This window comes from uncultured Phocaeicola sp., assembly GCF_948499155.1.
Classification (GTDB): domain Bacteria; phylum Bacteroidota; class Bacteroidia; order Bacteroidales; family Bacteroidaceae; genus Phocaeicola; species Phocaeicola faecalis.
This window is the reverse complement of the sequence record NZ_CAOOSE010000011.1, coordinates 25,725-38,536: the sequence shown is the minus strand read 5'-3', so window position 1 is coordinate 38,536 and position 12,812 is coordinate 25,725. Positions and strand designations below refer to the sequence as shown.

The 12,812-nt window shown below is 38.3% G+C and carries 11 protein-coding genes; 2 read left to right on the top strand and 9 right to left on the bottom strand.

The window, feature by feature from the left end:
• Window positions 1-194: 194 nt before the first annotated feature.
• From QYT14_RS09880 to QYT14_RS09840, 9 genes are all read right to left on the bottom strand, one after another.
• The gene (locus QYT14_RS09880; RefSeq protein ID WP_288325326.1) at window positions 195-869 is read right to left on the bottom strand and encodes a hypothetical protein; all 675 of its coding nucleotides are present in this window, start codon (window positions 867-869) and stop codon (window positions 195-197) included.
• A gap of 2 nt (window positions 870-871) precedes the next feature.
• Entirely contained in the window at window positions 872-1,711 is an 840-nt protein-coding gene (locus QYT14_RS09875; protein WP_288325325.1) for a CatB-related O-acetyltransferase, read from the bottom strand.
• A 6-nt stretch (window positions 1,712-1,717) separates the two neighbouring features.
• Entirely contained in the window at window positions 1,718-3,061 is a 1,344-nt protein-coding gene (locus QYT14_RS09870) for an oligosaccharide flippase family protein (protein WP_288325324.1), read from the bottom strand.
• A 2-nt stretch (window positions 3,062-3,063) separates the two neighbouring features.
• Complete coding sequence (locus QYT14_RS09865; protein ID WP_288325323.1) at window positions 3,064-3,804, bottom strand: GDSL-type esterase/lipase family protein; 741 nt, start codon at window positions 3,802-3,804, stop codon at window positions 3,064-3,066.
• 1,632 nt (window positions 3,805-5,436) lie between these two features.
• Window positions 5,437-5,919: a hypothetical protein gene (locus QYT14_RS09860; RefSeq protein WP_288325322.1), complete on the bottom strand. Its 483-nt coding sequence runs from the start codon at window positions 5,917-5,919 to the stop codon at window positions 5,437-5,439.
• A complete protein-coding gene (locus QYT14_RS09855; protein WP_288325321.1) occupies window positions 5,916-7,559 on the bottom strand; it encodes an AAA family ATPase in 1,644 nt (547 codons plus the stop codon). The genes QYT14_RS09860 and QYT14_RS09855 overlap by 4 nt, the downstream gene beginning before the upstream one ends.
• Window positions 7,560-7,608: 49 nt before the next feature.
• Window positions 7,609-8,010, bottom strand: coding sequence for a HepT-like ribonuclease domain-containing protein (locus QYT14_RS09850; RefSeq protein WP_288325320.1), 402 nt, complete (start codon window positions 8,008-8,010; stop codon window positions 7,609-7,611).
• Window positions 7,994-8,287 carry a nucleotidyltransferase domain-containing protein gene (locus QYT14_RS09845; RefSeq protein WP_288325319.1) on the bottom strand — a complete coding sequence of 98 codons (294 nt, stop codon included), beginning with the start codon at window positions 8,285-8,287 and terminating at the stop codon, window positions 7,994-7,996. The genes QYT14_RS09850 and QYT14_RS09845 overlap by 17 nt, the downstream gene beginning before the upstream one ends.
• A gap of 74 nt (window positions 8,288-8,361) precedes the next feature.
• The gene (locus QYT14_RS09840; protein ID WP_288325318.1) at window positions 8,362-8,862 is read right to left on the bottom strand and encodes a UpxY family transcription antiterminator; all 501 of its coding nucleotides are present in this window, start codon (window positions 8,860-8,862) and stop codon (window positions 8,362-8,364) included.
• 237 nt (window positions 8,863-9,099) lie between these two features.
• Here QYT14_RS09840 and QYT14_RS09835 point away from each other — a divergent pair, with 237 nt between their 5' ends.
• Complete coding sequence (locus QYT14_RS09835; RefSeq protein WP_288325317.1) at window positions 9,100-9,279, top strand: hypothetical protein; 180 nt, start codon at window positions 9,100-9,102, stop codon at window positions 9,277-9,279.
• Window positions 9,280-10,000: 721 nt separating this feature from the next.
• Window positions 10,001-12,496, top strand: a complete 2,496-nt coding sequence (locus QYT14_RS09830) for a DUF3987 domain-containing protein (RefSeq protein ID WP_288325316.1) — start codon at window positions 10,001-10,003, stop codon at window positions 12,494-12,496.
• Window positions 12,497-12,812: the final 316 nt, after the last annotated feature.

The window sequence follows — 12,812 nt, the reverse complement described above, 5'->3', positions numbered from 1 at the left end:
ATTAACATTACTTGTTTTATCAAAATTGAGCAATGTCTTTCCATAAAAATGTGACGGAGACTCAAGAATTGCGCCTCTACTCTTAAAATATGCTTGAGCATATTTTTGAAAGAACCACTGTCTAATTTTGCCCCCCCCCCCCTGAATATTGATTTATAGATAATTATAAAGAAATTCATATTCATAACTATATTTTAATTCTTTCTTTGCATTGTAATATTTTCTTTTGCTATTCGAGCTGGATTTCCTACTATGCAAGCATTCTCTTTATCGAACTTTTGGGTGATGATAGCACCTGCTCCTATAATACATCCATCAGGTATATGCGCACCTTTAAGCACTATTGCTCGTGTACCAATCCATGTCCTACAACCGACATGAATTGGCTTGCTACATGGCTTAACTTTGTTGTTTACAACATCAATTGTTTGATGCCAATCTGTATCCATAATCAATGTGTTCCAAGCAACCGTACAATCTTCACCAAAAAACACTGAATTAGAACAGACTAATGTCATTGCAGCCGTGTTAACAAAACTTTTTCCGAAGTGCACAACTGCATTATTAGCAACAGAAAGCCTACAGCCCTGTCCTAAATATACCTTACCATCCAACTCTACAACTCCATTTATTTGAAGAACTGTACGTTCGTAAGTTTTATCAAATATACCAACTTGTCCAAATCCAACATAAAACATGAATGGTTTTACCCCCCCCCATTTTACTTTTATTGTTCCGTCAAGACTAATAAGTTTTGTATTATATCTAACAAGACAAGGACACTTGATTGCTTCGTTAAATGGAAACAAACGAAAACTAACATATAAACTTTTGGGTAAGGATAGAAATTTTTCTATAAAATTTAGCATGATTATTTTTGAAATATATCTTTCAACTTGTCTATATTAAGTAGCAGTTCATAATTATTACACAACCAATTCGCGTCCTTATTCCACCATTTTAAATTAAGAAGAAATTTAATATCTTCTTCGGAATACCGATACCTCAATATTTTGGCTGGAACACCACCTACTATAGCATAAGGTGGCACATCTTTTGTTACTACAGCTCCAGCCAATACTATTGCTCCATCACCAATATTTATTCCGCCAACTAAAAATACATTCTCATTTATCCAGACGTCATTTCCTATTATTACTTTATCTACAAATTCTTTAAACAAATTTTTCTTTGTAAAAGAGTAGCCATTCTGTTTTTGAGTAGAATAAAACATAGGACTAGTTGCAATGTACGGATAAGTAAAAGGATGAACGCCATTATTAACTCTTACCCATGGTGCAATACTGGTGTATCTACCTATGTTAGCCGAAATCTCAGAATTCCAACCAATATAACTTCCGAATCCCATTTTCCCATCAAATATTGTATGACTACCTATCTTATTAGCTCCTTCAAATACAGATTTGTCCGATATTTTAGAACTAAATTTAAATTGTACCTTTCTTCCAAATCTATATTTCGACTGGATATAACGAATTAAGTTAGAATTTACAATAAATTGCTTTAAGGTTTTTATCAGTAATAATAAACCAATAAAAAATTTCTTTCCCCAATTAAATCTATCCTGAAGTTGATTTAATATTGTCGTTGCGTAGTCAAAAGAATCTGAATCCTCTCGGTTAACGCTGGATATTATTTTTGTCTTTTTCTCACTTGAAGCACTATCAATAGGTTTATTTTTGTTCTGCATTACATTCTATTTAATCCAAATACCAAAGGCATTCTTATTTATTATTTTATTAATTTGTATAGTGAAGAAAGAAGCATAGATAGTGTTAATAACAATCATGGAGATAATAACACCTATTGTGCCCAATCTACATACAACACCTAAAAATAGAGACAAAGGAATATGTAGTACAATTCCTATTAATGTAACATAGGTTTGTAACTTAATAGATCCAACTCCATTTATTAAATTGACTTGCAAACTATCCCAATTATAAATCACCATATATATACAGACTGCAATTGTCATAGCTATTGGTATATTTGCCTTATCACCAATCCAAATTGAATATGCAAAAGGAGAAATACATACCATTATCGCTAGTCCTATACAAGATATGAAAAATATTTGGGATATTTTTTTATACACTGACCTCATCCAGTAAAAATCTTTTTTTGTATAAGCATCTGTAAAAGCAGGCCATAAGGGAGATAATATGATTGTAAAAATCATCATAGCTACACTCATATATTTGTATGCTATATTATATGCCGTAACATCTTCTGGACCACTAACATTGCTAATTAAAATATTAGTACTCTGATACAAAATCAACACTTGAATTTGTATCAGAAAAAAACGTGCTCCTAAAGAGAAGACATCATTAATATAGCATTTTTTGATATGTTTAAAACTAGGACGAACCTGTGAAAAAGTACTATTAAAAAGTATAAATGTAGCAAATATAAGGACAATTATAGGCATTGCTGATATAGCAAAAGCCAAAGCTATCAATGATGGAGCACAAAACTTGGTCAAGAGCCAAATCACAAGAAGAGATACAAAGTTACCAATTACTGGAAAGATTGCAGCTAATGCAACTTTTTGGAACGCAGATATTACAGAAGTAAGTACGTTAACAATCATCTGCAAACAGAAAAATAAGACTAAAACATGAACAGTCCTTGTAACTTCATCATTATACTGAATATTAATGTTTAGAAAAGTACTCCAATTTATAAATGGGACAACTAATTCAATGATAATACATAATGGAACGAAAATCAAAACCATTATGAAATATGTTGTACTGACTAATGACTTTCCTCTATTCCAATCACCTAAAGCTATCGATTCAGCCAATTTGTTTTTTAACCCAAGAGTAAAGCCAATGTCAAAAAAACTAAGCCAAACCATAATCGAAGAAAGCATTAACCAAATGCCATATAGTTCTGAATTTACATACCCTAAAGTCATTGGCACAAGCATTAAGGATATTAAAATACTGAATCCTTTTACTGCCAAAGAACCTAGAATATTTTTTTTTACTGTAACACTACGTTCATTTCCCTTAAAAAAAGAACTTATCATACCTATTTATTAATAAATCGTTTTAAATATTGATACCACGGCTTATAAGCTTCTCTTTTTAGATGTATTCCATCTTCAGATAAAGATTTGTCCAAGCCTCCATTCGTATAATATAAGTTGTGTATATCTAAATAAATATATTCTTTGTTTGTAGCATAGTCCTTTATTATTCTATTTGCTTCAATTATTTTATTATTGTCTGCATATCTATTAGAGTTACAAACAGGTAGAATACTCTCCAAATAGATAATAGTTGAAGGTGTTGCTTTACCAATTGAGTCTACAAGATTTGCATACGCTCTAGTAAACTCACTTAATGTCATAGATTTTAATCCATTTATACCAGCCATTAAAAACAATTTCTTAGGCTGCAAATTTTTCAAGCAATCCACACGCTTCATCATTCCTTTTAAGTTATCACCTGGGTATCCTAATGTGATAACCTGACATGAATCTGAACCGAACTCGTCTTCCCAATGTCCGTAGTAGGTTATGCTATTCCCAAAGAATATAATATCAGGATGATAATCACATTTTCTCATTGTACGATTCCATCCTTCTACTGCCCAATAGTCAGCCTCTAGTGGTATTGAGTCTTTTTTAATTATACCTATCAATTTCTTAAAATTAAAGGCAATGCCTTCTTGGTGCCATGCCCAAAAACTAAAAGCACTTGATATAAAGCCAATAGTGACTAAAAGGACAATTATAAACAATATATGTTTATGGGGGGATTTTTTCATTAACAATGCTTTTGGAGTTTATTAGTAATGGCGTTTAGAATTAATATCAATATGAAATGCTCAATGCTATAAATAATAAGATTCCAAAATTTACTATAATAGTCGATTGTTATCGAATACATCATTAAGCAATTGGCTATATAAATCTGAAGGCTATGCTTTCCCATATATATGATTACGGATTGTGCATAGGACTTAGTTTTAAAAAGGCATAACTGTTTATCATATATTGATGCTATCAATAATATAGGGTAAATCAGTAATGCTCCGATTAAAAAATTATTTTGATGTAAATATATTGCGCATATTAATAAGAAAATGTAAATGCATAAGTCATATCTCCCTTTTTGCCATTCGATTTCAAAATGGGGGAGGTATATAGCTATGCCCAATAAAAAGACAGGGATTCGACTAATTAGACATCTAAATTGCCACTAAATATCTGGATATAAATAATACATCAAACAACATGCAACTATGGAACAGAATACTGCAAACATACCAACTCGTCTTATTATCTTATAAAAAAGCGGAAATAACAAATATAAAAGTAGACTACTACATAAGTACCAATCCATAAATTGTCCTCCTATTCCATAATAGCTCAACGTTGACAAGTTTAAAATTAAGTCACAAAAGTTACTTCAGTACCGTCTAAAACATAAAGTAGACTTCTCAATAGAGCATATACGATGAATAAAGGCATAACACGCTTTATTCGATGAGAATAAAATGTATGAAGTTTATTAGATTCATAAGAACGACATAAGCCAAATCCTGAAACCAGCATAAAAATATCCACACCTGTATATCCATAGCAGAATGGCATAAATACACGCCCGAATGTACAATAAGTATGGAACAAAACAACAAGTAAGATTCCTATCCCCATAAGGTGGGTTCTATTGTTGCTTATCCAATTTCTATTTATTATTAAAGGAGAGTTCATTGTCTTTTTATGCTTATCCATTATAAATAATGTAAATACTCAATTTAGGGCATTCTCCTTTGTAAGGGGCACTTTTCAGTGCCCTAAGCCGAATTTTGGTTAGTGTCCAATTTTGACGTATACCTCAAGGAAATCCTCCACAAGTCGGTTTCCTAATAAATAGTGTCAAAAAGGATACAGATTTTTAAGATTTGTTGTTAGAATTCAATTCGATAGTTAAGAACAATAAATGCTCATAATCCCTACGTCCTTTAACAATTTCGCTGAAAAATCTCTTGAAATAATCTAGCACAGCCCCCTGCATCCTGCATGTTGAGATGATGGTAGATATATTGTTGAGACGCAGGCTATCTTATCACTTTCGAAGAATAACGAATTTTTCCGCTCACTGGTCAGAGGCGAATAACAACGTTCGACAATGGAATTATCGATTGAGTAAAAACCGTCATTTTAGTAAGCGAATAACTTATAAATATTAATCTCTAGAAGTTACGGCTACCGCTTTATCACTCTACAAGTAATTTATAAAGCCAAGAGCCAACAAGGGAAGTAATAACTCCCATAATGAATCCGCCTCCACCATAAACTATTTTTTGAGTGAGGTTAATTTTACTGTTTACCTTATTACGGTCGCCAATGATATTAGGCGACCCATTCCCTGACGAAGTTTGATTAATCATATATTATAAATTATTATTGTTCCCATAAATATTCGGCGAACCGTTGCCGTATGAAATTTGGGTAATATTCGGTGAGGACAACAATGCTTTGGTTTCACTTGCATCTAATAAATGAATACCATTAGTCGAAATAATCTGTTCTCTTTCACGATAGTAGGCCTGTTTAGAACCGACTAATAGCCTTTTGTTTGGATAAACTTCAGATGCAATTGCAAGAAATAAATCTTTCTCGTTTGCAATATTATTGTTGCTGATGCAGATACGTTCTGCACATTTAAATCCTAATTTCCCCATAAAATTAATCCAAGTCCTGATATATTCATTTTGCATGGCTAATTTTTGGTAACAATCAAGAGCTTTTCCTTTATCATCCACACAGATTTTATATGGGTTATCTTGAATAAAAGTCATGAGGATATTTACTAGAACGTCGCAGTCGTTACCATAAGTGGTTAAGAAATCATTACTGACAGTAAATCGGTTCATTTTTTTTTATTCTTTATCTTACTCTTAAAGAAAGCCATATCGTCTTCCAATTCTGTTATGTAGAAATCAGTTGGCCAATCAATGGTACCGTCTGCATCCACTTTCACTTTCTTTATTTCAGCGTGATCGCTGTCTGATGTTCGTGGTTCTATAAAGTAGATTGCTACTTCTTTACTACTGATATCACCTTCAGCTATACGTCTCCGAAGCCTTTTAAGGAAATATTCACTATGCGTCTCAATAATAAGCCTTTTTTTTATCCGTTTCTTTTCGTCTTTTGATGCATTGACAATGTCAATAAACAAATCGGCTAGTTCAGCCTGCATCTTAGGGTGTAAATGAATTTCGGGTTGCTCAATGATCGTTGTTGAATTTGGTTGTGATAAAAATCCCTGCACCAAAATGGGTAATACTTGAGATATACCAAATCCAACATCTGTCAGGTCAAGCAAAAGATTGTTTTGATGAACTTTGATATTATGAATAATATCTTTGAATTCGTTGACTTTAACGGATAACCCAAATTTATTGAGCCATTTATTTACTTCTGTCCGAACATTTTCATAATTCTTTAATATGTTTGCCAGTCCCTCACCTGATTTTATACTATATTCGTCAGAACCGTCAAGGAAATAATATCTTTGCGGATATGCTCTCAATGGGCCAACGTAATTAATGCGAGGGCTCATAAAGAAATTTTCAATTTGTGTGCAACCCGTCGAAAGCAAATTATATATGATATCAATTTTGCTATTTCGTTCTGTTTCGTGAGAGGGACAAATGGTAATGCCGTGATATGAATAATTGGTTTTTATAGTGGCCAATAATCCTTTTAAAGTAGAGACATTGAATATTTCACTGCCTATACTGGGGTTCTTTTGAGGAGCATAACTGACCAATATCTTGTCGTCAACAAAGATGGAATGATTGACCAAAGTAAGCTTTCGGCTTGTTTTGTCAAGCATGAATTGATAGCTGACTTTTAAAGGCTTTGCTGCAGCTTTTATTTGATAAAGCTCTTTGTATAATTTGGTTGATGTGATATATTGTGATAGCAGAACATTTAAGTCTTTCTGTAAATTATCTTTCTGGGAGTCACCCCAAAAGCGTGCTCTTAATTGTTCTTGTATGATTTGATTGTAGAATTCTATTTTCTTCTTTGATAACTGCGAAGATGAATTTATAATAAATTCGTCTTTGTGACTTGTGAATTCTAGAATCTTTTGGTACTTGGATTTATTAGGAAAAATTTCCTTTAGATGCCTTTTTAAGTCAATGTCTTTATTGAGATATGGGTAAGCAGATAATACAAAATCGGTCAGCTCATATTGTAAACGGTTTTGTACTCCTTTTATTTCTTGAAAAAACGGAATAGAATCAATTGTAAATTCAAGGCTGAAGACTTTGTTGGAATCCTTGTCCTTGAATATATTTTCGTCTTCTCCCAAATTCACATAACGACCATTTAGTTTCAATTGATGTGAATCGCCTTGATTGTTTATGGTCTGTTCAAGCATCAGGAACAATTGGAGAAGACTACTTTTCCCGGAACTGTTTGCTCCAAGTATAATAGTCAAAGGTTTAATCTCAATTTCTCCTTTGTTGAAAGCTTTGTAATTTGAAAATGATATCGTTTTCATGGTATAGTCATAATATCCTTAAAGATATTAAGCTTTACATTAATTCTATTTAGAACAATGCATCGTGTTTACCATCCTTTAAATCTTCAATAATCTTCGTCACGCAAACAATTAATTCGGGCAAATATTTCTTGATGATACTGAAAATTTGTTGAGGGTCAACATTTCCATATTCATGAGAGATGATGTTTCTGCATCCAAATACACCTCTCCAATAAACTTGCGGATAATTGGGAAATAGTTTTGCTGAAGTCCAATCATCTATTTTTTTTGCAGTTTCTCCTATGACTTGTATCAGCATACAGGCTGCATCAAATTTTTCCATTTTTTCGGGAGAGGATAGAAAGTCGTGTACGTTGATGATGGAAATATTACGTTCTATCACCAACTGTGATTTCTCAACCATCAGTTCCAGATATTCTATTACTATATCTTTAGATGTAAATCGCATCTTTCAAAATGTTTTGTTTGAAGGAATTCCGAAGGGAATCTCTGAAATTGACGATATCAATTTTGAAATGAACAAGTTGTTCCAACTCTTCCTTTATTTTTTCCAATGTGAAGAAATCAGACTCTTGAAGAGTGACGAAGATGTCCAAATCACTTGCCTCGTCTTGTTGGTTGCGGGCAAATGAGCCGAAAATGCCTAAAGATTTGATGCCATACTTGTGAGCGGACTCTTGTTTGAATTTCTTTAGGATAGAGATGATTTCTGCTGTACTCTTCATCTTCTTACGAATCAGTTGGTTCCTCTTTTGCAAAGAAAGGAAAATAGCCTTTATTTTCCAAACAAAACCCCTGTTTATTTCATCGCTTCCACAAATCCCACCGGCATATCCACCCCGGCGCATCCCAGCATCTCCAGTCGTACCACCACCTTGCTGCGTCCGTCCACGTTCACCAGCTCGCCTTCCATTCCTGCCAGGGGGCCTTTAATCACCTTCACCATTTCGCCGGGAGCCAGTGGTGTGCTGCACATTTCCACTGCCTCTTCGCTATAGTCCAGCATGAACTTGAAACGCTCCATCTGCAGGTCGGGAATCACGGCAGGGGTGTGCTCGCCCCTCAGCACCATGTAGCGGCTCACCGACGAGAGTGTCAGCACCTCCGCACGTTCCTGCGGTGTGGCGTGTACGAAAATCATCATCGGAATCACTACGCGTGTCACCTTCTGACGGCGGTGCGTCCATTGGCGAATCTCCTCCTGCACGGGCAGGAAGTTCTCGATTCCCATTTTCGTGAGGCGCTCAGCAGTCTTTTTCTCGTGACGTGAAAGCACGTAGGCTACATACCATTTTTTCATTCTATATTAACCAAGGGGGAGAGGGGGAAAGGAGGAGGTAAGGTACGCTACGCGGTCGTCAGTGTAATATTCACTGCCGAACCCTCCTCATAACTCTCTGCAAAATTAGACATAAATTTACGAACTACAATATTTTGTTCATAAAAACTCAAATATTTAACATTGTAAGTGCAGATTTTTATATTTTTGCGCCTTTTTATTTTTTAAATATTTTAAGAATATGAATAAAAAGAAGATTTGGAAACAAATTGTGACAGATGGAATAGGGTGAGAAGTGTAGAAAAAGAGTTGGAAAAGCTGGAGCGAGACATTGAGAGTTTGTCGTACCGGCAACTGGCGGAACTGAAGCGGATGTGTAGGAGGGGCTATAAAATATTCTCCAATCAACAAGAAAAGAAGAAGCAAGGGGAAGATTAACCGGCAAAGGAAAAGAGGTAGGGGGAGATTAACTGACAAAGGAAAAGAAGAAAGGGGAAGATTGACTGGCAAAGAAAAAGAGCCAGGGGAAGATTAACCGGCAAAAGAAAAAGAAAGGGGGAGATTGACCGACAAGAAAAGAAGGGGTCAAGTCAAAAAGTATGTGGGTATAATATTTGAGAAACATTTAAAGTTTGCAATGCTAAAAACATACGTCCTTCCAAAGTATTATAAATCAAGTACATCAGACGAATACCTGATTGGACGTCAGCATTGTAACTCAGAATTCATGCTTATCACTCACAGGGCTTTCAGATTGACCTAAAAGAAGGAAGGGGAGAAGTGATAACGGAGGATGTATGTAAGCGTCTCCGTGAGTCTGTATGGCTGTCCTTCTGGGGCTTCTTATACCGTTAGGGTATAAAAAACGAAGCACTATGGGTTTAAAAGAATACAGATTGGGAACAATTTGGAAGGGTTCTCTGGGGAGTATTGTCCTTACTGTTAAAAAGAATAAATAAAAAGAAGAATGCTAATTGTACACTTTAGTTCTGCCGGCTGTTTGTTAGAATGCTGATAAACAGTCGGTAAACGGTGGTTGATTTGGCGTAAAGTGTAATATTTCGTCAGTTTTATATGTCGTACTTTCGCATATTGCAATCTCGGATTGCAGGCGAAGGGCAACGTTTTTTCCCTATCTTAAATTAAAACCCCATTAAAAATGGATTTTAATGATTTATGCTCTTTCTACTTTAATGTGCGCGAACAGCGTTGCGTTAAAATGTCACTGGAAGAGTTTGTACATCACATCTGCAGCGGACGGTGGAAATCGTCGGTCGAGATGTATCAGCGCCTAATGGCTGAGGGCGATAAGAGTAAAGCCAAAGAGTTGAAGAACAAATTACCCGGCCTGGTGGTGGCGGGGTATTGCGAGGGAAGCCATGCATTGAAGAACCGCCGCACGTGGAGTGGAAATGCCATGTTTGATGTCGACCATACGCAGGGACGTACACTGGAATTCCTGCAGAAGCTGAAGGCGGTGCCGTGGATTGGGGCAGGTTGGCGAAGTGTATCGTACGATGGCCTGAAAGTGGTGGTGCGCATCGAGGCTGTTACGGCCGAAGAGTATGTGCAGGCATATGCGGTGGTGGCGTGGCATATCGGTCGCGTGATTGATTTTCCTTGCGATATGAGTTGCAAGAATCCCACTCGTCCGTGCTATGCGTCGTATGACGAAGAAGCCTTCTGCAAGCCCCGTTTCGAACTGTTCCCCTGGCGGGAATTCTTGAAGGAGCATCCTGATAAAGTGGCGCAGATTATGGAGGAACTGAAGGTGAGACCTGTCGCACCGGGACCCGCAACAGGAACCGCTTTGGAACCCGCAACAGGAACCGCTTTGGAACCCGCAACAGGAATCGCACCGGAAACCGCACCAGGAATCGCACCGGAAACCGCATCGCAACCTGCCTCAGAACCCCCGTCAGGCATTCTGCGCACTTTTTTCAACGACTTCCTGGCCCACAACGCTTTCATCCCTGGGGCAAAGAATGATTTCTTGCTCAAATTGGGCCGTATAGCCCGATATAAAGGAGTGTCCGAGAGTGAGTTGCGACAACTGGAAGAGTTGGCTGTGGAGCGCCTGAGCGATGCCGGATGTCCACCCGAAGATATCATCCCGAAAATGGATGCCGGATATCGCTATGTGGACCAAATGAAATTATCTGATTATCAGTGTGATAATACAAATAATTGGGGCCACAAGGACCAGGGCTCATCTTTATGCTTTTCTGGTCCCATGGGAGAGGATGAAAAGGCTGAGGAGGAGAGGCTTGAAGCGGACAAGCTCCACAGGGACGCTCCCTGCTTTCCGAAGTCGGTGTACGACGCTCTTCCCGACCTTCTTGTCAGTGGCTTGAAAGCAGCTCGAAACAGCCGTGAAAAAGACCGTCTGCTGCTGGGGATGCTTGCCAATCTGAGCGGTTGTCTTCCCGGTGTGTGGATGAATTATGCCGACATGTGCTACACTCCTCATTTTTATGCGATGAGCCTTGCCGGTGCGGGACGCGGCAAGGGGATTGTGACGCTCGGCTCTATTCTGCCCGATGCTGTCCAGCGTTATCTGGAAGACAAGAACAAGACGCTGCAGTCGGAGTATGACAAGAAGCAGTTGGCGTGGGCGCTGGAAGAACGTTTGGCCATTCAGGAGAAGCGTGTGCCCGACATCGACAAGCGTCCCGAGCCTCCGGTGAAGCGCATGCTCAAGATTTCGCCCAATATATCGAAGAGTCAGTTGATTATGGCTCTCGAGGAGGCCGGTACGCAAGGGGTGGTGATTAATGCGTCGGAGCTGGATATGCTCACCAATGCCATGAAGCAGGACTGTGGAAAGCATGATGATGTGCTTCGTGCTGCTTTTCACCACGAGGAGACGTCGTCTTATTATAAAACGGATAAGCGCATGGTGGTGGCGCATGCTCCTCATCTGGCACTGTGTCTTACGGGGACTCCTTCTCAGCTTCACCGTTTCATTTCGTCGTTGGAGAACGGTATGTACAGTCGCATGGCTTTTTATATCGGTGAGGGGCAGTGGGAATGGATTTCGGCAGCTCCCATGGAGGGTGGCACCGACCATGTGAAGCTGTTCAGGAAATTGAGTGAAGAGGTGCTTCGTATGTTTATCTTCCTGTCTGATTCGCCCACCGAGGTGTGTTTCACTCCCGAACAGTGGGAGGAGCATACGCAGCGTTTCAGCAACGTTCTTCAGGAAGTGGTGAGTGAAGATGATGATTCGCATGGAGCGATTGTGCTTCGTCACGGACTGATAGCGACCCGCATAGCCATGGTGCTGACAGCGTTGCGCAAGTGTGAGCCGATGTGGAATGTGCAGCAGTGCCGGTGTACGGATGAGGATTTTCATGTGGCAATGGATATTGTGAAAGTACTGTTGGAGCATAGCTTACTGTTGTCTACCACCGTGTCTGCCGTGGAGTCGGGCAAGGAAGTCAAGCCGATGAAGAAGTTTTATCGCATACGTTCGGTATTGGCACAACTTCCCGAATACTTCACTTATACGCAGTTGAGTGAGGTCGCCAAGGAACATGGAATACCTGTTAGTTCGCTTAAAAGATACCTTGTTCGTTTGATAGAGATGCGAATCATTGAAAAAGAGGGTCGAATGTATCATAAACTCTGTAAATCTTGGCCCGGAAACTCATAAAGGTGAGCCCTGGTCCTAGTGGTCCCAAAATTAGAAGTCATTGTGTTGATAATCAGTATATTGGTTATGGGACCATATTAGAACACGCCGCAACCACCTGAAGGGTAGCTGTGAAAGCCTCCGCTGCACCGTTCTTTTGTTGGTTTGAGTGGGTGGATTTCTATGGTGTATGTGTGTGGGATTCAGGGCAGACACATGGGTCTGCCCCTACGACGGGTGTGGATACTTGTAGGGGCGGACCCATGTGTCCGCCCGATAGCATCATTTGTCCCGATAGCATCATTTGTCCCGATAGCATCATTTGTCCCGATAGCAT

Excerpts from the sequence above, each read along its gene's own strand:
- QYT14_RS09875 (WP_288325325.1), bottom strand. The coding sequence starts at position 1,711 with ATGCAGAACAAAAATAAACCTATTGATAGTGCTTCAAGTGAGAAAAAG.
- QYT14_RS09840 (WP_288325318.1), bottom strand. The coding sequence starts at position 8,862 with ATGAAAAAATGGTATGTAGCCTACGTGCTTTCACGTCACGAGAAAAAG.
- QYT14_RS09880 (WP_288325326.1), bottom strand. The coding sequence starts at position 869 with ATGCTAAATTTTATAGAAAAATTTCTATCCTTACCCAAAAGTTTATAT.
- QYT14_RS09845 (WP_288325319.1), bottom strand. The coding sequence starts at position 8,287 with ATGAAGAGTACAGCAGAAATCATCTCTATCCTAAAGAAATTCAAACAA.
- QYT14_RS09865 (WP_288325323.1), bottom strand. The coding sequence starts at position 3,804 with ATGAAAAAATCCCCCCATAAACATATATTGTTTATAATTGTCCTTTTA.
- QYT14_RS09850 (WP_288325320.1), bottom strand. The coding sequence starts at position 8,010 with ATGCGATTTACATCTAAAGATATAGTAATAGAATATCTGGAACTGATG.
- QYT14_RS09855 (WP_288325321.1), bottom strand. The coding sequence starts at position 7,559 with ATGAAAACGATATCATTTTCAAATTACAAAGCTTTCAACAAAGGAGAA.
- QYT14_RS09860 (WP_288325322.1), bottom strand. The coding sequence starts at position 5,919 with ATGAACCGATTTACTGTCAGTAATGATTTCTTAACCACTTATGGTAAC.
- QYT14_RS09870 (WP_288325324.1), bottom strand. The coding sequence starts at position 3,061 with ATGATAAGTTCTTTTTTTAAGGGAAATGAACGTAGTGTTACAGTAAAA.
- QYT14_RS09830 (WP_288325316.1), top strand. The coding sequence starts at position 10,001 with ATGGATTTTAATGATTTATGCTCTTTCTACTTTAATGTGCGCGAACAG.